The organism is Cyanothece sp. BG0011, from assembly GCF_003013815.1.
Lineage (GTDB): Bacteria > Cyanobacteriota > Cyanobacteriia > Cyanobacteriales > Microcystaceae > Crocosphaera.
On the sequence record NZ_PRLH01000063.1, the window covers coordinates 1 to 20,195 of the forward strand.

Here is a 20,195-nt window from a genome sequence, read left to right on the forward strand (position 1 = left end):
TGGTTAATATTTATAAAGCCAGACAACGACAACAAAGCTTTGGACAAGTTAACAACGCCTTTGTTCGCTTAGTGAATCTCAGTAACAATAAAGAAATCGCCCGTTACAGTCTTTTAGGAGAAGAATATGACGGAAAAACAGGAATGATTTTAGCTGAACTTTACCGCGATGAGGAAGAATGGAAAATGGAAGCAGTAGGAAAAGGAGTGATAGTTAATGGATTGCAAGAAATGACCAATCAGTATTTTTAAATGAGACAATGAGTGAACAAATATTTGAGAAAAAAGCCTATTTTTTTGATCGGTGGGCCCCTAACTACGACATCATTTTTACCACTATTTTCTATCAATCCTTACACAAACGATTATTATCTTATGTCACCTTACCTCATCCCTCGTATGTGTTAGATTTAGGCTGTGGAACCGGTCGATTGTTGAATCGCTTAGCCTTAACCTTTCCTGATTTACAAGGAATTGGAGTGGACTTATCCCCAGAAATGTTAAAACAAGCGAGGGACAAAAATCAACATCATCCCCGTTTAATTTTTACCCAAGGGAATGCAGAGAGTCTTCCTTGTGCAGAAAATCAATTTGATGCAGTGTTTAACACCATCAGTTTTTTACATTATCCCAACCCACAACAGGTATTTAAGGAAGTGAGTCGTGTTTTAAAACCCGAGGGAAAATTTTATTTAGTGGATTATATTCGTCTTTATTCTCTCAACTCCGTTCCCTTTTCTCCTGGGGGAATTAACTTTTATTCTGCTGAACAAAGAGAAGCATTTGCAGACAATGCAGGGTTAAAAACTCAAGGTCATTATTATTTATTAGGACGAGTGATGTTAAGTATTTTTGTTAAAGAATAAATAAAAAACCCACCTCTTTTAGAAGTGGGTTAAAGCCTTATCATTAGAGATAAGATTTAGTAAAGACCGGGGTTAATGCGATCGCCACCTTCATTTAACTCATTAGAAGGAGGAGTAACCACAAACTTATCTAAATTCGCTTCTAAACGCTGTCTTTGTCTTTCACTGAGTCCAGGAATGTCTAAGACTTCTTCTACACTGTCATAAGGGGAATATTTGATGATTTTAGCGGCCAAGTTGGGATAAAACCCACGAAGTTGACGGAAACCGCGAACATCTTCGTTATTTAAGTCAATTTTTTGACCGTATTCGGTGGTTAACTTAGCATCGACAGGGTTTAACTCAGCAGCAACTGCAGACCCCACAAAGCCAACGGAACTGATCAGTACCATCAAGATAGCAAACAGACGAACAATGGTTTTCATTACAATGATTCTCCTAAAAATGTGTATTGATCCCTCACAAGAATGCACCACCTTAACGGGTCATGCTTCTCTCACAGCAGATAAGATTTAAAAATGTTATATCATGCCAAATGTATTTTATGCACCTTCGGTGAAAGATTATTCTTCATTGGTGCGGAAAAATTTTAGAAAATCTTAAACTGCTTCAGGAACTATCATAACTTAATTTGTGTCCTTACTGCTCAACCAGACTATTGACTTCGAGTAACACCTCCCCGGCCATTAACCGTTTAGCCGCATCGAGTAACACCTCTTCAATATAAGGCTTGACAAAATAGCCTTTTGCCCCTCGTTCCGCTGCAATCCGTTGCATTTTCTGCGCGCCACGGGAAGTAATCATGGCAATAGGAATCTGGGAAAGTTGCTTATCTTCTTGTAGTCGAGATAACAACTCTAACCCTGTCATCCTCGGCATTTCAATATCACAGAGGATTAACCCACAGGATAAACCCCCCCGTAATTTTTCCCAAGCTTCTTGACCATCCCTCGCCTGTTCTACCTCATAGCCAGCTTTACTAAAACTCATTGAGAGCATTTCCCTGACCATCACCGAATCATCAATGATCAACACAGTGTTATTATCAGTAGCAGAAGATTGTCCGTCCGTTGCCGTTGCTTTTGAATCAGCCTTCGGTGACGATTTGGCCATGGGCTTTTTGCTGCTACCAGCTAATAAAATTTCTCCAGCCAACATCCGTTGGGCAGCATCTAAGAGAGTTTGATCAGGACAAGGTTTGGTGAAGTAGGCCGTTGCCCCGAGTTTGGCTGCCACCTTGCGATGGCGATCGGCACCACGAGACGTTAATAAAGCCACCGGTAAGCGAGAAAGACTCTCTTCTTTTTGGACATTAGATAAGAACTCTAACCCATTCATACGGGGCATTTCAATATCACAGAAGACGAGATCACAGGGTAACCCGGAGCGGAGTTTTTCCCAAGCTTCTTGACCATCTCGGGCCTGTTCCACTCGATATCCCGACTTACTAAAGCTCAACGATAACAATTCTCGCACCGTAATCGAATCATCGACAATGAGTACCGTTGGCTCAGTTTGTTCTCCTGTCCAAGTCTCAAAGGCGGAGTCTTGTTGGTCCCAAATGCTACTACCGGTATCGGTGCGTAAGCGTCCTTGAGCGATCGCAATTAACTCTAACACATCCCCAATGGGCATAATGGCACCATCTCCGAGTACCGTCGCCCCAGCAATACCCGCCGGTTTAGGAATCGGCCCTTCAATTTGTTTAATAACAATTTCTTGCTCTCCAATCACCTGATCCACCTGTACCGCCAGTAAAGCACCAGCACCCCTCAAGATAACTAAAGATACCGTATCATCTTCATGTTTACCGGCATAGACGCTACTGCGACCCAGTTGACGATTATAGGACAAGAGGTCTTTGAGGGGATACACCGCCAAACGTTGACCATTCCAAGAGACAAATTGTTGTCCGGTTTCGTCCTCCATTAAATCCCTGGGGAGATAGTCTTTCATATCTTCAACCCCATCCATGGGAAAAGCAATGCGAGCGCGATCGCTAATGCAACACAGAGCTTTACTAATACTCAGGGTAAGGGGTAAACGAATGGTAAACGTGGTTCCTTTGCCCCGAGTTGAGTCGATGGTGACCGATCCCCGAATGTCCCGTAAACTGGTGCGAACCACATCTAAACCCACCCCACGGCCGGCAAAATCATCCGCTTTATCACGGGTACTAAACCCTGGATGGAACAGAAAGTCATAAATTTCTGTTTCTGAAAGAATCTTAGCTTCTTCTGGGCTAATGAGACCCTTTTCGATGGCTTTTCGTTTCACCCGGTCCGCATCAATCCCACCCCCATCGTCGGCTACGGTGATCACGGTTTGGTTTCCTTGGAGAAACGCTCGTAACTGAATGCGGCCTTCGTTGGGTTTGCCCTGTTTTTGTCGGACTTCGGGTTCTTCAATCCCATGGGTAATGGCATTATTCACCAAGTGGGTCATGGGATCATAGAGTTGTTCTAAGATCATCTTATCGATGAGAACGTCTCGGCCTTCTACTTGCAGTTTGGCTTGTTTTTGTAATTTCCTCGAAATTTCACGAATAGCACGGGGCAAGCGATCGGCCGTATTAGCAAAGGGAACCATGCGAGATTTGGTCATCCCTTCTTGTAGTTGAGTGGTCACTTGTCGCAGGTTGCGGGCCACTTGTTCGGTTTCATCGACCAAAAATTGAATATCAGAGGCTGATTCTCGCACCCTGACAATCAGTTCGATCATTTCTTGAGAGAGTAAATGAAAGCCAGTAAAGCGATCCATTTCTAGGGCATCTAAATCCCCCTCTTGCTCATTTTTATCTAGGTTGACGGCTTGGTTGTTACTCTCTAAAATATTGGCCGGTCCGCTACGGGTTTGGTTCCGAGTGGCAAGTAAAGCCCCTTCCAGTAGGGTTCGTTCATATAAATCTTGCATTCGTCCCCCCACGTCACTGAGATTATGGACTTGGTTAAGGAGATTATCTAAAAATTGTCTGAGTCTTTCTTGATCCTGTTCTAAACTGTTCCGTTTGACCACCAATTCCCCAATTAAGTTACTGAGGTTATCGAGTTGTTTAATGGGAACTCGCATGGTTTGTTCAAAGGCTTTGGTTTTGGTAGCACGGGCTACAGAGGCTCCAGCAAAGCGTTTTCCTGGGGATTGGGTTATGGTGGGGGACCCTCCCATGGTGCGATCGGCTTGTTCGAGGAGGGCTTCTAGGTCTTTGAAATCATCTTCTATGTCTACATCCGACCCTTGTGTAACCGTAACCAGATGGGGTTCGGGGGAAGGGGGTGAAGCTGCTTCGGTTTCTGCTTTAGCCGGCGCAGCAATCAAGGCCGCTAATTCAGCAACCGTTGCTTCATCTAACCCCTCGTCCGTCGCAAGAGAAGCCTCTTGTGCCAGCAATGAGTCTAAGGTGTCTACGGGGGGATACAGGGATAAAAGGGGTGACAGGGCTTCCTTCTTGTCTGCTGTCCCTAACAGTTGCTGTAGTTGCCCCATCTCATCTTCTTCGGCAAATTCTTCAAAGGCAGAGGTTAAATCGCTTAAAAAGCTCTCATCCTGCTTGCCGACGGAGTGATTATTTTCCCCTTCTTCTGAGGCTTCATTGAGTAAGTTTACCAGTTCTTCGTCTTCATGATCATTATTGTTGTTCCAGGTGATTTCATCGTTAAACAAATCGCTAATTTCTTCATCCGATGGCAAAGAAGATAAAACAGAACTATCCATCGAAGAATCAGAGGCTTCTATAGAAGCGGTAACTGATAAGTCTTGTTCAAATAAATTAGCTAATTCGTCTAATTCTTCCTCAGAGTCTGGCAAACCTGAATCGTCCCCCAAGTCCTCAAAAAGTTGGGCAATATCTTGATCAAACAATTCTTCACTAAATTGGTCTGGGTTAGAATAACGACTGTTCATGACTGGGTCCTATCAGCTTGGAATGAGCGCCTCTTGGGCCTAGAGTACCCAGTTTCTCCTCAGAAATTATAATTGATGAAGATTATTCTTCGACTCGATAGCCAAATTCTGCTAACCGTAGGTTCGACTGTCGCCATTGGGATTCGACTTTAACAAACAGTTTTAAATAAACGTCCCCTGCCACTAATTTTTGAATTTGTTCTCTGGCTGCTGTTCCAATGGCTTTGAGCATCGTTCCTTTTTGACCAATGATGATCCCTTTTTGGGAGTTTCTTTCAACGTTAATAGCTGCAAAAATTTTGGTGATTTTCGGGGTTTCTTCTACTTTTTCGATGGTAACAGCTACGGAGTGGGGAACTTCTTGCCGAGTTAATTGTAATATTTGTTCTCTAATTAATTCTCCCATAATAAACCGTTCGGGTTGATCGGTAATCAGATCCGGGGGATAATAATAAGGTCCTGGATCTAATTGTTGAATTAAGGTCTTTTGTAAGGTTTGTAAACCATCCCCTGTTAGAGCAGAAAATTTAATCACCGGCCAAGAATGGTCTTGAATTAAATGGGTATAACTTTCGTCTATTGCTTGATAATTTTCTGGTTGTTGATCTTGTTTGTTAAGCCCTAAAATGACCGGCTGATTCACAGTTTTCAGCAGATCCATAATATAGCGATCGCCCCCTCCTGATTTGACGGAACTGTCTACGACTAATAAGATAATATCAACAGAATTAATGGCAGTTTTTGCGTTTTTAACAATAATTTTTCCTAGGGTATGATGAGGTTTATGTATTCCTGGGGTGTCAACAAAAATGATCTGGGCTTTTTCGGTGGTTAAAATTCCCCGCAGTCGGTTACGAGTGGTTTGGGAAATGGGAGAAGTAATGGCTATTTTTTGACCTATTAATTGATTCATAAGGGTGGATTTTCCCACGTTGGGGCGGCCAATGATTCCCACAAATCCCGATTTAAACCCTTCTGGTGCAGTGGGAATAGTTGATAAATTGCTTAAGTGTAGATTATCGTTCATTCGTAAATGACTTTGAGTTGATTATTTTTATAATAGCAAGAATTACCGTTAACTTATATCTTCCACCTTCGATTAAATTAGCTAGTTTAGAGAGACCCCCCTCTCACTCCCTCCTTAATAAGGGGGGCAAGGGGGGAGCGCAATCGTGTTTGTTTTTGATCGTAACTACTTGAGAATTAATTTTCTCTAGTTTTTTGTTTAATTTTTATGTAAGGCGTGCAAGATGTCAGTTAACAGTGACCAGTGATCAGTGACCAAACATTAATCATTAGTAACTGCTTTTTACAGGAGATAGTATTAATATTTAATTGAGCTACTATTTTAATCAAATATTCATTAAGATATTTTTAGTTTTTTCTATTTGCTCTTGACTAAATCCTGCTTGTTCTAAATGATTTAAAAATTCAATTTGACCATAACGGCTATCTAAGACCATAGCTTTTTTATAAGTTTTAATTGCTAAATCTAAATCACTTTTTTGCTGATAAACTAAAGCTAATGCTACCCAAGGATGAGGATTATTAGGTTCGAGTTCGGTGGCTTTTTCTCCGTGAATTTCTGCTTGTTCAGGTTGTTGTAAACGATGGTAAGCTAAACTCAAATTATAGTGAGCAATTTCGTTATCTGGTTTTAAATCGATGGCTTTATTATGGATTTCCACTGCTTTATCTAAATCATTATTAACTAAATAAACAATTCCCAAAGCATTCAACGCAGGGACATGATTTTTATCCACTTTCAAAGCATTTTTTAGGGTTTCGGTTGCCCTATTTCCTTGCTGGTTTAAATGATAAGTCCATCCTAAAACCACTAAACCAGATAAATTTTGTGGGTCAAGATTAACGGATTCTTGGAGAGAATTAATGGCTTTTTGTATTTGTCCTTGTTGACGATATTGTAAGCCAATTTGTCTTAGATTAGCTGCTTTTTTCTTGTCTTCAGCAGACACAACTGGAATAGGAGGAGTCGGAGAAGAAATTATCTCAGGAGAAGACTCTATAGAGGAAGATGAAGGATTATGTTGACAACTAATTGAGAGAGGAATAATAACAGACAAAAGGAGAAGATAATCAACTTTATATTGAGTCATAATTATTGCATTCCTAACACAACACTGGCTAAAATAGCAGGCGCAGCAGTAACTAATCCCCCTAAAGATACATTTAACTGTTGCTTATTGGCTTCTTGAAACGCTTCGATTTGCTGTCTATTTCCTTCTATTTGTTGTTGATTAGCTACCTGGAAAGCTTTCATTTCTACCCGAATAGAATTAATTTGAGTTTCTGAGGTTTGGCGATATAAATCAATTCTTTCTGATAAGAGTCTATTATCTTGATCGACTTTATTTTCCAAATGACTCAGTCGTCTATCTAAATTGTCTAATTTGTTGATAATGGTTTCAAATTCTCGTTCAGTCATGGTTTTTGGGGACTTTATACCCTTGTCATCTTTTATAATGTCATTATAACTATAAAAAACAGTTAGATTAAGTTAACTATTTCTTTCACAAGGATTCCTCAGAAACCATGAATCAAACCTTACTAAAATCAAAAAACACAACTATATTAACAGGAATAACCTGGAAAACTTATCAAGGATTAGCTATAGATTTAGCAGAAAATCCTAGTAGAAAATTAAGTTATGACCAAGGAACCTTAGAAATTATGACTCCTTTACCAGAACATGAAATTAATAAAGGTTTTTTAGGCAGACTGGTACAAACCACAACAGAAGTATTAGGATTAGAAATATTAAGTCTTGGTTCAACCACTTTAAGTCGAGAAGATTTACAAAAAGGGATTGAACCTGACGAGTGTTATTATATAAACAATGAAACCTTAATTAGAGATAAAGTTAATTTTGATTTTACAGTTGATCCACCACCCAATTTAGCCATAGAAATTGATATCACTAGCAGTTCTTTAAATCGTTTAACAATATACGAGTCCTTGGGAATTAAAGAAATATGGCGATTTGATGGTCAAGATTTGTTCATTTATGCTTTAAAAGAAGAAGGTTATCAAGACCAAGATTGCTCTCAAGTTTTGCCAATTTTATCTAAATCAGTCATTTTAACCTTCCTGAAAAAAAGGGGGAAAATAGGAGAAAACGCCCTAATTCGGGAGTTTCGTCAATGGTTGAACCTTAATAAATAGCCTTAAAGAGAAACCTTATGACCAAATCATCAGTCATGAAAAAAGAGCATTCACCAGAAAACACTAGATGATGATGATTAACGGGTTTTGGCCTTGGAAGCGACTACGCCAACTAACAAAATTTATAACCCTATTTAGCTTCTGTTTTCTCTTAACAGTGGCCTGTAACCAACAACCAGACACCACACCTTCTCCTACAGCGACAACCACCGGCGATCGCATTACCATCGGAACCACGGCCCAACCTCGTACCATTGACCCGGCGGATAGTTACGAAATGTCCGGACTCACGGTCATCTATAATCTCAGTGATACCCTCTACACCTACGAACTGGGAACCACCACCTTAACCCCCAACTCGCCACAGAAATGCCTAGGGTTAGTGATGATGGTCTAACTTATACCATTCCCCTACGAGAAGGGGTAACCTTCCACGACGATACCCCGTTTAATGCTGAGGCCATGGCCTTTTCCTTGGAACGGTTTATGAATAATGGGGGTAAACCCTCTTTCTTATTAGCGGATACCATCGACACCGTAGAAGCCACTGGAGAGTACGAGTTAACCATCACCCTCAAACAACCTTTTTCTGCTTTTCCGTCCCTTCTCGCCTTTCCTGGGGCTTGTGCAGTGTCTCCTCAAGCTTATCAAATTGGAGAAGGTAAGTTTATCCCAGATAATTTAGTGGGGACTGGTCCATACAAACTGAATAATTTTAGTAGCGACTCGGTACAATTAGACGTTTTTGAGAATTATTGGGGAGAAACTCCCCAAAATAAGGGGATTGATTTACAAATTTATCCCACGAACCCGGCTAACCTCTTCAATGCCTTTCGGACTCAGGCCGTGGATGTGGCTTATCAGTCGTTGACCCCGGAACAAGTTCTACAATTACAACAAGAGGCAGACTCAGGCAAGGGCCAGGTGATCGAAAACCCAGGGACGGCCATTGCTTTCATGGCCTTGAATGTGCAGAGCGAATTTGTTCAACAGAAACCCGTCCGACAAGCGATCGCTTCTGTTATTGATCGCCAACTTCTCAACGAACGCATTCTCAAAGGCCAAGGAGAACCCCTTTATAGTATGATTCCTGTGGCCTTTGATGCCTCTAAACCAGTGTTTCAAGAACGTTATGGGGATAATGATAAACAAGCCGCTAAACAACTCCTACAAGAGGCTGGTTTTTCGGCTGAGAACCCGGCTACGGTAGAAATTTGGCATTCTTCGGGTTCGGTTAATTCGAGTCAAGTGGCTGCGATTCTCAAGAGTTTAGCGGAACGAGACTTAGAGGGAATGTTACAATTTGTCCCCAATAGTATTGCTTCGGCTGCTTTCTTTAAAAATTTAAGTCAAGGGTTATATCAGTCCACTTTGTCCAGTTGGTATCCTGACTTTTTAGATGCGGATAACTATATTTATCCGTTTCTTTATTGTGCCAAAGGTTCACCAGAAGAAGGCTGTATTGAAGGGGGTTCTCAAAGTCAAGGATCGTTTTATTACAATCAAGACGTTAATCAATTAATTGCTCAACAAAGACAGGAATCCGATCCCCAAAAACGACAAGAAATTTTTGCTCAAATTCAAGAAATTTTGGCCGAAGATGTGCCTTATATTCCCCTTTGGCAAACCAAAGAATACGCTTTTGCTCAAAATAATATTAATGGGGTAAGGATTAATCCGAGTCAAACCTTTCCCTTTTGGACAATTAAACGTCAATAACAGAGGGTTGACGACTTAACCGCCAAGCGGTACGCAGATAACCATTATCCTTTTTGATCTCAGGATAATGGTGTTTTTTTAGGACTAATTGAATCTTATCAAAGGCTTCAGGTAACTGGTTAAAAGGAATATTAGGAAAAGCATGATGAACGCTATGATAAGGTAATCCTCCCATGCACCATTGAACCCAATTAGGTACTAAAATATTACGAGCAGCATATAATTGAGTTAATTGATAGGATTCCTAATAAGGAAAAACGAAACAATCCCATCCAAGGATTAACGGTTGTTAGCGGTAAGATCACCTTTCTGAGATCATCAATCACAGAATGATCATAAGCAACATTTTGCCCCATAGGAATCCTCTGCAAAAATTAACGTTACGTCAAGGTTTCGAGTAATCGATAGCGATTCGTTTCAGGGATATATTTTCGTCCGGGAATTTCATCAGGAATTTCATCTTGCAAGACAAAACGCATATCCGTAACGACGCGAGGTACATTCATATAATAGCTGTGTTCAGAGGGATCGGTAAAACGGGAAATCACCCGAGTACAGTCAATGGGATAAACATTACGAGGCAGTTGTCGAGGTTTAATCGGTCCATCGGTACCCAGACGAGGAGGATTCCCTTTAAAGCGATCGCTGGCCCATAAAGCGAGATCCTCTCGATTAAAATAAATACTGGTACGACGGGTGATCCGTGGCAGCTCAAACAATTTTTCTTGGAGATCAAAAGCGTCGTCGTCTTCGTCGGCAGCCATCATTAGAATTTGATCGAATAGTCTCGGTAAGCGATCGCCAACTTGATTTTTTAATTCTTGTAAGGCAAAGCGCAGGACATAATTACCCATACTATGAGCAAGAAGATGGAGTTTTTTTTCACATCGGGTATCTAACCCCTTGATAAAGTCAGCGACTTTGAGAAAGGATCGCGCAAAAGCTGGCCCAGAGGCGGCCGCATCTAAGCGATCGTTTCGATAAGCGATCCGATTAACTCCATTGGGATCACCTTGTAAGAATGAACCATCAGAAGGCCAAGAAAATAAACAGATATTCAATTTTAGAGGGGGTTGAAAATTGCCAGGAGCGTTACTGGTGAGTACCTGATGTAGTTTAGCTGCTGCGGTTAAACCTTGTTGAAAACTGGTGTTATAACCATGAATGAAGATTAGGGTATCTTCTCCTTTTTCTCTCATCTCTTGAGACACTTGTTGTAAAATCGTTTGACTCCCTAACACTGGGGGATCAGCAAAGAGGTTTTCTGGTGCGAGTTGGATTTGATATTGATCAAAATCCTCTCCTGTGACTTCAGCTTGTCCAAAGCGTAAGTTAGCTAGTCCATCGTCACTGAAGTTACTACCAAAGTCGCCGTTTTCTTCGTTAAGAAGATTGCGATTCGTTGCAAAGTATATTTTAGTCATAGCCAATTTTTGTCAAGCTCATTATCTGAATCGTCCCAATATCTAGACAAATAACAACCCTGTAGACATAATTTGTATTATTTTTCCAGAGGCTACTCTTTTCAACCTAGACCGATTAAATATTAAGAACTAATTGACTAATTCGGCTAATCCTAAATAACGAATGCCTTGAGGGGTAATGTCAAAGCGACAAGGTAAAATTTCCACCCCTTTTTCTACAGCTTCACGAAACAATTTTCCATACCCTGGATCATAATCATACCCAGGAGAAAAGCGATCGCAATCTCCGCGATTAATAAAATATAACATCATCGGTTGAGCATCAGGTAATATATCCATTAATTCCTGTAAATGTTTTTGACCACGAGTGGTAACGGTATCAGGAAATAGGGCAATATTATCTTTAGCTAAGGTGGTATTTTTGACTTCTAAATAAATCGGTTTCGGTTCAGATTCACTGGTTAAAACAAAATCAATTCTACTTTTTTTATCTTTTCCATAGGGAACTTCTGAACGAACTTTATTATATTTTCCTTTTAAGGGCAGTAACTGTTCTTGTTCTAAAATCTGTTTAATAACACGATTGGGTAAAGCAGTATTAATTCCTACCCAGGTATGATTGACTTCAATTAATTCCCAACTATAAGCTAACTTTCGCTTAGGATTATTACTTTTAGAAACATAAACCCGACTCTCTGCATCACATACCCCGATCATTGGGCCAGTATTAGCACAATGTGCCGTAATCATTTCCCCTGATTCTAATTCAATATCCGCTAAAAAACGTTTATATCGTTTCTTAAGAATACCGGGAATTAAAGGGGGATAAGTATAAATCAAATCAGTGTCCATAGATTTATTTTTCAGTCGATCAAAAACTTACCTATAAAAGGTTGCAGGGGAGCAGGGGGAAGGGGAGCAAGGAGAGTATTTTAGTTAAATACAGACAATAAGTTTTTCTTTCGATTGATTTTGGCTTTAAAAGTTTTAAGCTCAATCATTATAACTTTTAAATTAGTTTAGTTTTATTTTTATCTCCCCTGCTCCGGTCTCCGAAGCTCCCCCACAATTTTAACTAGGATCTTCGTGATCTACTTATTTGCCTAACTCTTGCGATCGCCGATAAGCCGCCTTCACCGCTTCGATCACCGCCGAACGAAAGCCTTTTTCTTCTAACTTGGCCACCCCTGCAATGGTGGTTCCTCCGGGACTGGTGACATTATCCTTTAACTGACCGGGGTGCAACCCTGTTTCTTTCATTAACGTAGCGGTGCCTAAAACAGTCTGTATGGCGAGTTTAGTGGCGATCGCTCTGGGCAACCCAGAAGCCACCCCACCATCGGATAACGCCTCAATCATCAAGGCTACAAAGGCCGGACCCGATCCGGATAACCCTGTCACCCCATCCATTAGTGATTCAGGAACCTCTACCACTTCCCCCACTGCCTCAAAGATAGACGTGGCTAACGTTAGATGAGAGGGTTTAACGTGAGTCCCGGCTGCGATCGCTGTCATGGCTTCCCCCACTGTTGCAGGGGTATTCGGCATCACGCGAATAACAGGAAAGTTGGCAAAGGCGTTTTCTAAGCGGTTTAAAGGGGTTCCGGCCAAGATGGACAGAATTAAGGGATAATGGTCCACTGAGTCTAAACGTAACTGAGGGGTCACCTTATCTAAAATTTGGGGTTTGACAGCTAATAAGAGGGCTTCTGTGGCTTGTAAGGTGTCTTGATTATTGTCAGTCACACCCACGCCATAGGTTTGAGCCAAAACGTCTCTTCTGGAGGGTTGGGGTTCACTGATTAATACCGTATTGCCCGAATAAAGTTGCGATGCTAAAAGACGGGTGAGTATTGCTTCTGCCATCACGCCGCCTCCAATGATACCTAGTCTAATAGACACAAGTCTTCAATGGTAAAGTTGTCAAAAAAAGGACTAAGCTTCTAGCATAACTGTTATGGCAATTGAAGCATAGAGTGCCGACATGACAAAAAGCTAAAAGTTCTACTGCTGCCTCTTGCCTCTTGCCTCTTGCCTTGCTTTGCGCGCCATAACGAGAAGCTTGACTCGAAAAATTACTGAACTAAACGATTAACCTCTGCGCCCCAGTTTGCCACAGGAGAAGGGTTACGGGAAGGGTTAATCGGAATGTCAGGGACATCGTGAACGGTACCAGAAAGGTTGCTCACCTTGACACAGTTGGGAGTAAATAGAAAGATGCTTTCGCCGATGCGTTCTTGATGACCATCAATGGCGTAGGTTCCACCGGCCACAAAATCTACGGCCCGTTGGGCTTCTTCTGGTTCCATCACATTGAGGTTGAGAACCACAGATTTGCGCTCACGAAGGGTTTGGATGACTTGGGGCATTTCGTCGAAGGAATGGGGTTCGACCACAACCACTTCAGCAATATTATTAATTCCAGGCATAGGGACAACATTACCTTTATTGTTTCTCATGTTCAGTTCTGGATTGATATTTGATCCCATAGGTTTCGCCCAGGGACGGGGTTCGGGTTCGGGTTGAGGGGAAGCATTCATCTCTGGTTCTTCCATCTCAAAGTCTGAGTTGCCATCAATTTCGATATAGTTGGGGTCATCGTATTCAACATCGTCTTCAATGGGTTCGGTAATGGCCCAGCGTTTGAGTTTATCTAAAATCATTTTGACATCTCACTGATTTACAAAGCGTTTTTAAGGAGAGGAGGTCTGATACTAGATAGCTTTTTTAGCTTCTTATCTTAATAAAATTGTGGGAAAAATACATCCCATCTTTGGCTGTTTTTTGCCCAGGTTCCTTTAAAGTATAGGGTTATGGCTACTTTATAAAAAAGTTCACCGTTCCTCTTTCAGGGTTTTTGCAGCTTTCTCATCTAGTCGTTACTTCGTTGCCAGATGTTCCCAAAAAATAATCTTATTCTTTGCATAAAAATATCTCTATGGATCAGGGTTACAATTGAGCAATTTTGCCCCCTTCCACTTTCATAATTTGAGAGGAGTTTAACCATTGGGCATCAAATGAGTGTAAATAGGTGGTGGTGATGAGGGTTTGAAACCGCCCTTGTATCACCTCTAATAGTTGATTTTGGCGGTTGGGGTCAAGTTCGGCTAAAACGTCGTCTAAGAGCAGTAAAGGGGGTTCTCCGATAACATCTTCGATCAATTGTAATTCTGCTAATTTAATGGCTAATACCAGGGTTCTTTGTTGTCCTTGAGAACCGTAGGATTTGGCAGGAGTCCCATTAATATTGAATTCTACGTCATCTCGATGGGGTCCGACGACAGTGGTGGCCAGTTGTTGCTCGGCCATGCGACGCTGTTCTATTTTATCTAAAAAGGCTTGTTGAACTTGTTGGGGTTGTTCGTTGTCAATTTGAATGTTGGGTAAATAGTGAATTGCTAAATTTTCTGTTCCGCTACTAATTTCTTGATGCCATTTTTGAGCGAGTGGGGTGATTCTTTCGATAACGCGATATCGTCGTCGAGTCACTCGGGTTCCGGCTTCAGCTAACTGTTGATCCCATACTTTTAATTGTGACATTTCTGCTGATAAGTTAGGGGTATTTTCTTGCTCTTCTACGGTTTTACGAATCACTTTTAATAGGGCATTTCGTTGTCGTAAAATTTTATAATATTGATGAATAATACTGGCATAAACGGGTTCTAGTTGGATTAACAGGGTATCTAACCAACTGCGACGGGTTTCTGGTGATCCTCTGACTAAGTCTAAGTCTAAACAGGAGAATTCAACGGCATTAATATGACCTAAAAATTCTAAATGACGGCGCAAGTTTTCATGGTTTAAGGTTAAACTCCGTCTCCCTGGGGAACGCAAGGTAATGCCGAGTTCTGATTCTCCATAGGTCCGTTCTACGGTTCCTAAAATCTGTCCTGTTTTTTTCCCTTCTAAAATTAAATCGCGATCGCGGTTGGTTCGATGACTTTTTAAGGTGGCTAATAATTCCACTGCTTCGAGTAAATTAGACTTTCCTTGGGCATTATTTCCTAATAAAATTGTCTTTTGTGATTGTAACTTCAGACTTTGCTCCTCATAATTGCGAAAAGCATATAAATGAATATTTTTCAAGTACATTTTCTGATCCTAACTCGTATTTTTTTTTGACGATTTATTTCCAATTTGTTAACGTTTTAATCGGTAAAGACAACAATAAAAGTACAGGAATAATCTCTAAACGTCCAATCCACATTAGACAAATTAACGTCAGTTTACCCAACCAGGGAAGATCCGGATGAGTAATACCCGTTGATAGTCCCACACCACTGGTTGCTGAGGCCACTTCAAAAATGACATCAATTAAATCGTAGGTTGGTAATTTAAGATATTGCAAAATAAAAATACCACCAACGACGACACTTAACCATAAAAAAGCTAAAACCGCAGCAGCTTCGACACGACGATTTGCCTCAGATTCTTTTAAAATCTTCCCATCAAGCTCATAACACATCATTTCGTGGGGTAATAGTGCAATGCGCCGAAAACGCCAAATAACCGCTTTGACAACCGTTACAAAACGACTCAATTTAATTCCGCCTGCTGTCGAACCGGCTGCCCCACCAATCAACATGATGAGAGTCATCAGCAATTTTGCACCCCCATCCCAAGATTTCACGGAAACTGTGCCAAAACCACAGGTACTTAAAGCAGAAGTCCATTGAAATAGGATATCGAGAAAAGGAATATGTCTAAACGCCAAACGATTAAACCCCCAAAGTAATAACGTTCCTCCCAATAACAAAATCCAGAGGGCTTGATGTTGATTATCTGACCAAAACGCACAAAGTTGACGACGACGCAAAAACTGATAGTGAACAGAAAAGCTAATGGCACCCAAAATCATAACGATAATAACGGCTAATTTCACCGCAACGCCATAATTAGCGATACTATTCTCGGTAACACTAAACCCCCCTGTGGCAATGCCTGTCATCCCATGATTGAGGGCAGCCCACCAACTCATCCCCACCATCCGAAACAGAAAAACACTGCCAATCGTATAAATCAAATAAATCCACCAAATATGTTTGACCGTTTGCGTGAGGGTTAAACCAATTCTTTGATTTCTGCCTTCAGCATTGTAAAGTTTATAAGGTTCGGTAGCAGGTTCGAGTAGGGATATGACTAAAACAATGACCCCGACCCCTCCTACCCACTCCATTAGCGATCGCCACCATTGAATCGTATGGGGTAATTCATTATAGTTCAAGGCCATGGATAAGCCGGTACTGGTAAAACCAGAAAAGGCTTCAAATATACAATTCCAAGGGTTTTGAAACATTAAAAGGGTTGTTGAGAAATCAGGAGAAAGATTCGGGGCATTAGCTGTCATTAAGATAGGAATTGCACAAAACAGAGGTAACAAAAACCAGCCCAAGGCAGCTGTTACCATAGCATTGGGAATACGACTACTGGTTTTGATTTTGATGTTGGTAAAATGATAGAGTAATTGACCAATGCCTAAAGAAGCAGCAGCGCAGGTGAGGAAAGGAATCAAAGCATAGGTTTCGCTTGATAATAAACAGACAGGTATAGAAAGCAATGCCATCATTCCAGGGACGTGAAGAAATAAGCCAATATCTCGCAAGATGGTTTTCATAAAATTGCTACGTCTGACTTTATTTATTATCTATATCCAGAAAACCAAAAAGTTTTTCAGCAATCAGTTTTTCAGGATTGCTTAATACCTGTACTCCCAATTTTTCAAACATGGCGCGATGCTCTTTATCGTGTAACATCGTAATCAAATTTTCAATTTCATACTGTTTGCCTAGCATCATGGCCATCAAGTTAACCGAATCATCATTCGTTGTTGCAATAATCGTATCGGCGTGCTTAACATCTGCTTCTTCGAGAATTTTTCCTTGGGAAATATCAGCATGAAATACCTGTACATCAAATTCTCGCATGATGTCTCTGGCATAGTCTTCTTGCTTTTCGATCACTGAAACTTGGTGTCCTTGTTCTTGGGCGATCGCAATTAGCTGCTTGGTTACAGCCCCCGCCCCAACAATAATTAGATACATTTGATCATTAAACGTGAAAATAGTGTAATGCTTTCTTGATGGTTAATAATTTTACTATTTTTTGAGTTTAAACTCTCTCTCTCTATGTGATGAGACCTGCTGCTTGATCAACAATCTTTAAAAGTTTAAGACTTAACGTAATTCCCAATTAAAGGGAAGAAGGGAATAAATTCCCCTAGGATCGTTAAAGTTTTGAATCACTTTTAATTCTTCTTGAAATTTGAGGAATTCTTGAGTTAAGGGATCAACATTATTTTGCGTTACTTTCATATCTTCATCTAAGGTTTTTTTAATAAATAATTCTGCAAATCCTCGGTTAGTCGGATATTCTTGAATTTGCCAATCTTTCCCTAAGTCTGTTTGTTTGGCTGCGTATTCTATGGCTGCATCTAAACCACCAAAACTATCTACTAAACCGATTTTTTTGGCCATGTCTCCCGACCAAACTCTACCTTGAGCAATGTTAGCCACTTTTTCTTTAGATAAATCACGAGATTGAGCAACTTTTTCTAGAAACAAGTCATAAACTCGATTGACTGATTTTTGATAAATGGCTAATTCTTCTTCTGTTTTTGGTCGGGTTGCTGTTCCTAAATCGGCAAATTTTGCTGTTTTAACAACATCCCAAGTAATACCATTATTGTTAGCAATTTCTTGGATATTTAAAAGAACCCCAAATACACCAATTGATCCGGTAATGGTATTGGGTTGGGCAAAAATATGTTCCCCTCCTGTGGCTATCCAATAGCCTCCAGAAGCTGCTACATTACCCATAGAAATAATTACGGGTTTTTTCTCTTGAATTAATTGAATTTCTCGTAAAATAATGTCGGAACCGGTGGCACTTCCTCCTGGACTATTGATGCGGATAACTACTGCTTTTACTTGTTCATTATCTCCAATTTTACGCAGTAGTTGAGCAAAGCGAGTTCCCCCTACTTGTTCTCTCGTTCCGACTCCATCGACAATGGCCCCTTCTAGATAAACAACAGCAATTTTGTTGTTAGAACTATTATCGGTGACTCCTGTCACTGGTATATTGACATAATTACTAAAGGAAACTTGTCTTAACGATTCTTCTTGATTATTGGTAATTTCTTTTAAAATTGAAACGGCTTTATTGCGATAATCAACTTGATCAATTAATTTTAATTGTTGCGCTTCCTGGGGATATAAAATGCCTTGGCTATCAGCAATTCTTTGTAAATTATTGGGGCTTATTTGACGAGTTTCTCCCACTTCTTGAAGATAATTATCCCAAATATTATTTAGTAAAACTTCTAATTGTTGCCGATTTTCTGGACTGAGTTGAGTTCTTAGATAAGGTTCAACGGCTCCTTTATATTCTCCCACTCTGACCACTTGAACCCCGATGCCATATTTATCTAATGCCCCTGTCCAAAATAAGGGTTCTGTGCCGATGCCATTGAGTTCCATTACCCCCATAGGATTGACAATTAATGTATCAGCTAATGAGGTTAAATAATATTCTTGTTCACTAACAGTAACATCATAGGCGATGATTTTTTTACCACTTTCTTTGAATTTTTTTAAGGCTTGTCTAATCTCTGAAGAATTGGCATAACCACTGCCATTATCAGCGTTACTTCCGTCCAAAAAAATGGCTTTGATGCGATCATCTTTGCTGGCTTTTTCAATATTTTTAATCACTTGATTTAACGTCAAAACCGATTGATCTTTAGCTGATAATATGTCCTGAATATTAACTAAAGGTTCCCTATCTTGAATTTTTGTAGACAGATCCAAAACTAAAACTGAGTTGTTTTTTAGGACGGGTTCAGTCTCGACACTTGCTAACGTAATTAATAATATAACGACACTACTAATACCAAAGGTTGTAAATAAAAATAATCCTGCTAAGGTTCCAATAACACTGGCTAGGGTTTGTTTTAAAAAGTTGATCATTGAATCTATCAAAAATAAAGTCTTTTTTAGTAATATTACCTTTCCAAAGACTGGGATAATACTAACTATTATAGAACAATTTTAAACAAGGCTTTAACTCATATCTTGCACCTTTGATAAACCCACACCCCCCACACCCCCCACACCCCCCTTTATAAGGGGGGCAGGGGGGGTTAGGGGGTAGGGGGGGTTAGAGAGGGTGGCAATAGTGTTTGTTTTTGACTGTAACTACTGGAGAATTAATTTTCTCCAGTTTGTTGTTTAGTTGTTATGTAAGGCGTGCAAGATGTCAGTAGACAAAATTTTAGGAAGTGCGATCGCTAGACCCCACTTCCTAATGATGTTGATTGTCTAGTTGCTGGTTTAGATGGGGTTACGTTTATTAATCAATGAAATAGCCCTAGTAACGCTTTCCGGGAAGATAACCACTAACCCGTCTTTATCCACCTTATCTAAGCCGTATTCGATGGCTTCTGTCTCATCTAAAATGGCTTGATAATCTGCTTTTTCGTTCTCGCTGAGAATGCCGTCAATAATTAAATCGGCGGCTTCTCCTCGGGGCCGTCCCCGTTTGTCGTCATCTTCTTTAACGAGAATGCGATCAAACACCTTGGCAGCGATTTTACCGAGTAGCACTAAATCTTCATCCCTGCGATCGCCGGGTCCGCCAACCACCCCTAACCGTTGTCCTTTCCAGTTCTTAACAAACTCTCCGACGGCTTCGTAACCGGCGGGGTTATGGGCATAATCCACTAAAGCGTGATAATCTCCTAAATTAAAGAGATTCATGCGGCCTGGGGTTTGATTAGCAGAGGCTTTAAAGGTTCTCACCCCTTGGCGAATGTCTTCGATATCGACCCCTTGACAGAAGGCGGCCAAACAAGCGGCTAAGGCGTTGGCGATCATAAAGGGGGCCATGCCTTTCATGGTCATCGGCACATTAACCGCTTCTTCGATTCTCAGGGTAAATTGTCCTTCTAAGATAGAGATATAACCGTTTTCATAGACGGCGGCCATGCCATCCCGTCGTAGGTGATTTTGGAGAATTTCATTATTCGGGTCCATGGAAAAGTAAGCCACTTTGCCTTTCACCTGTTCAGCCATAGCAGCTACCAGAGGATCATCGGCGTTAAGAAC

At 40.7% G+C, this 20,195-nt stretch carries 17 protein-coding genes and 2 pseudogenes; 4 read left to right on the forward strand and 15 right to left on the reverse strand.

What is annotated here, in order from left to right; translation table 11 throughout:
- On the forward strand, window positions 1-251 hold a 251-nt coding region (locus C4E06_RS09175; RefSeq protein WP_198648456.1), incomplete at its 5' end, for a TerD family protein.
- Window positions 252-259: 8 nt separating this feature from the next.
- Complete coding sequence (locus C4E06_RS09180) at window positions 260-865, forward strand: class I SAM-dependent methyltransferase (protein ID WP_107667803.1); 606 nt, start codon at window positions 260-262, stop codon at window positions 863-865.
- 56 nt (window positions 866-921) lie between these two features.
- Here C4E06_RS09180 and psbU read toward each other — a convergent pair whose 3' ends face one another.
- The 5 genes from psbU to C4E06_RS09205 all read right to left on the reverse strand — a co-directional run bounded on the left by psbU (window position 922) and on the right by C4E06_RS09205 (window position 7,211).
- Window positions 922-1,290 carry a photosystem II complex extrinsic protein PsbU gene (gene psbU, locus C4E06_RS09185; protein WP_107667804.1) on the reverse strand — a complete coding sequence of 123 codons (369 nt, stop codon included), beginning with the start codon at window positions 1,288-1,290 and terminating at the stop codon, window positions 922-924.
- Window positions 1,291-1,504: 214 nt separating this feature from the next.
- Window positions 1,505-4,765, reverse strand: coding sequence for a hybrid sensor histidine kinase/response regulator (locus C4E06_RS09190; protein ID WP_107667805.1), 3,261 nt, complete (start codon window positions 4,763-4,765; stop codon window positions 1,505-1,507).
- An 82-nt stretch (window positions 4,766-4,847) separates the two neighbouring features.
- Window positions 4,848-5,792 carry a GTPase Era gene (era, locus tag C4E06_RS09195; RefSeq protein WP_107667806.1) on the reverse strand — a complete coding sequence of 315 codons (945 nt, stop codon included), beginning with the start codon at window positions 5,790-5,792 and terminating at the stop codon, window positions 4,848-4,850.
- A 325-nt stretch (window positions 5,793-6,117) separates the two neighbouring features.
- Window positions 6,118-6,882: a tetratricopeptide repeat protein gene (locus C4E06_RS09200; protein WP_107667807.1), complete on the reverse strand. Its 765-nt coding sequence runs from the start codon at window positions 6,880-6,882 to the stop codon at window positions 6,118-6,120.
- A gap of 2 nt (window positions 6,883-6,884) precedes the next feature.
- Entirely contained in the window at window positions 6,885-7,211 is a 327-nt protein-coding gene (locus tag C4E06_RS09205; protein WP_107667808.1) for a hypothetical protein, read from the reverse strand.
- Between the two features lie 107 nt (window positions 7,212-7,318).
- On the opposite strand from C4E06_RS09205, the gene C4E06_RS09210 reads away from it, so the two are divergent.
- Together C4E06_RS09210 and C4E06_RS09215 are read left to right on the forward strand one after the other, a co-directional pair.
- Window positions 7,319-7,948 carry a Uma2 family endonuclease gene (locus C4E06_RS09210; RefSeq protein ID WP_107667809.1) on the forward strand — a complete coding sequence of 210 codons (630 nt, stop codon included), beginning with the start codon at window positions 7,319-7,321 and terminating at the stop codon, window positions 7,946-7,948.
- Between the two features lie 70 nt (window positions 7,949-8,018).
- Window positions 8,019-9,667 (forward strand): annotated as a pseudogene (locus tag C4E06_RS09215) (ABC transporter substrate-binding protein).
- Here the strand turns inward: C4E06_RS09215 and C4E06_RS09220 are convergent.
- From C4E06_RS09220 to C4E06_RS09265, 10 genes and pseudogenes are all read right to left on the reverse strand, one after another.
- Window positions 9,654-9,887: pseudogene (locus tag C4E06_RS09220) on the reverse strand (fatty acid desaturase); the annotation flags it as partial. The pseudogenes C4E06_RS09215 and C4E06_RS09220 sit on opposite strands and share 14 nt — an antisense overlap.
- Window positions 9,888-10,047: 160 nt before the next feature.
- Window positions 10,048-11,091 (reverse strand): alpha/beta hydrolase, encoded by a 1,044-nt coding sequence (locus C4E06_RS09225; protein WP_107667811.1) that lies wholly within the window; start codon window positions 11,089-11,091, stop codon window positions 10,048-10,050.
- Window positions 11,092-11,220: 129 nt separating this feature from the next.
- On the reverse strand, window positions 11,221-11,943 hold the full coding sequence (gene sfsA, locus C4E06_RS09230; protein ID WP_107667812.1) for a DNA/RNA nuclease SfsA: 723 nt from the start codon (window positions 11,941-11,943) through the stop codon (window positions 11,221-11,223).
- Between the two features lie 243 nt (window positions 11,944-12,186).
- Complete coding sequence (gene proC / locus C4E06_RS09235; protein WP_107667813.1) at window positions 12,187-12,993, reverse strand: pyrroline-5-carboxylate reductase; 807 nt, start codon at window positions 12,991-12,993, stop codon at window positions 12,187-12,189.
- 173 nt (window positions 12,994-13,166) lie between these two features.
- Window positions 13,167-13,754, reverse strand: a complete 588-nt coding sequence (locus tag C4E06_RS09240) for a cell division protein SepF (RefSeq protein WP_107667814.1) — start codon at window positions 13,752-13,754, stop codon at window positions 13,167-13,169.
- 286 nt (window positions 13,755-14,040) lie between these two features.
- The gene (gene recF / locus C4E06_RS09245) at window positions 14,041-15,183 is read right to left on the reverse strand and encodes a DNA replication/repair protein RecF (protein WP_107667815.1); all 1,143 of its coding nucleotides are present in this window, start codon (window positions 15,181-15,183) and stop codon (window positions 14,041-14,043) included.
- A gap of 34 nt (window positions 15,184-15,217) precedes the next feature.
- Window positions 15,218-16,705: a TrkH family potassium uptake protein gene (locus C4E06_RS09250; RefSeq protein WP_107667816.1), complete on the reverse strand. Its 1,488-nt coding sequence runs from the start codon at window positions 16,703-16,705 to the stop codon at window positions 15,218-15,220.
- A 19-nt stretch (window positions 16,706-16,724) separates the two neighbouring features.
- On the reverse strand, window positions 16,725-17,132 hold the full coding sequence (locus C4E06_RS09255) for a TrkA family potassium uptake protein (protein WP_107667817.1): 408 nt from the start codon (window positions 17,130-17,132) through the stop codon (window positions 16,725-16,727).
- Between the two features lie 132 nt (window positions 17,133-17,264).
- Window positions 17,265-19,058, reverse strand: a complete 1,794-nt coding sequence (sppA, locus tag C4E06_RS09260; RefSeq protein WP_107667818.1) for a signal peptide peptidase SppA — start codon at window positions 19,056-19,058, stop codon at window positions 17,265-17,267.
- Between the two features lie 363 nt (window positions 19,059-19,421).
- Window positions 19,422-20,195: glutamate ligase domain-containing protein (locus C4E06_RS09265; protein WP_304529249.1), on the reverse strand; the 774-nt coding region annotated here is incomplete at its 5' end.

Coding starts and splice junctions, on each gene's coding strand:
- C4E06_RS09180 (WP_107667803.1), top strand. CDS start 260: ATGAGTGAACAAATATTTGAGAAAAAAGCCTATTTTTTTGATCGGTGG.
- psbU (WP_107667804.1), bottom strand. CDS start 1,290: ATGAAAACCATTGTTCGTCTGTTTGCTATCTTGATGGTACTGATCAGT.
- C4E06_RS09190 (WP_107667805.1), bottom strand. CDS start 4,765: ATGAACAGTCGTTATTCTAACCCAGACCAATTTAGTGAAGAATTGTTT.
- era (WP_107667806.1), bottom strand. CDS start 5,792: ATGAACGATAATCTACACTTAAGCAATTTATCAACTATTCCCACTGCA.
- C4E06_RS09200 (WP_107667807.1), bottom strand. CDS start 6,882: ATGACTCAATATAAAGTTGATTATCTTCTCCTTTTGTCTGTTATTATT.
- C4E06_RS09205 (WP_107667808.1), bottom strand. CDS start 7,211: ATGACTGAACGAGAATTTGAAACCATTATCAACAAATTAGACAATTTA.
- C4E06_RS09210 (WP_107667809.1), top strand. CDS start 7,319: ATGAATCAAACCTTACTAAAATCAAAAAACACAACTATATTAACAGGA.
- C4E06_RS09225 (WP_107667811.1), bottom strand. CDS start 11,091: ATGACTAAAATATACTTTGCAACGAATCGCAATCTTCTTAACGAAGAA.
- sfsA (WP_107667812.1), bottom strand. CDS start 11,943: ATGGACACTGATTTGATTTATACTTATCCCCCTTTAATTCCCGGTATT.
- C4E06_RS09240 (WP_107667814.1), bottom strand. CDS start 13,754: ATGATTTTAGATAAACTCAAACGCTGGGCCATTACCGAACCCATTGAA.
- recF (WP_107667815.1), bottom strand. CDS start 15,183: ATGTACTTGAAAAATATTCATTTATATGCTTTTCGCAATTATGAGGAG.
- C4E06_RS09250 (WP_107667816.1), bottom strand. CDS start 16,705: ATGAAAACCATCTTGCGAGATATTGGCTTATTTCTTCACGTCCCTGGA.
- C4E06_RS09255 (WP_107667817.1), bottom strand. CDS start 17,132: ATGTATCTAATTATTGTTGGGGCGGGGGCTGTAACCAAGCAGCTAATT.
- sppA (WP_107667818.1), bottom strand. CDS start 19,058: ATGATCAACTTTTTAAAACAAACCCTAGCCAGTGTTATTGGAACCTTA.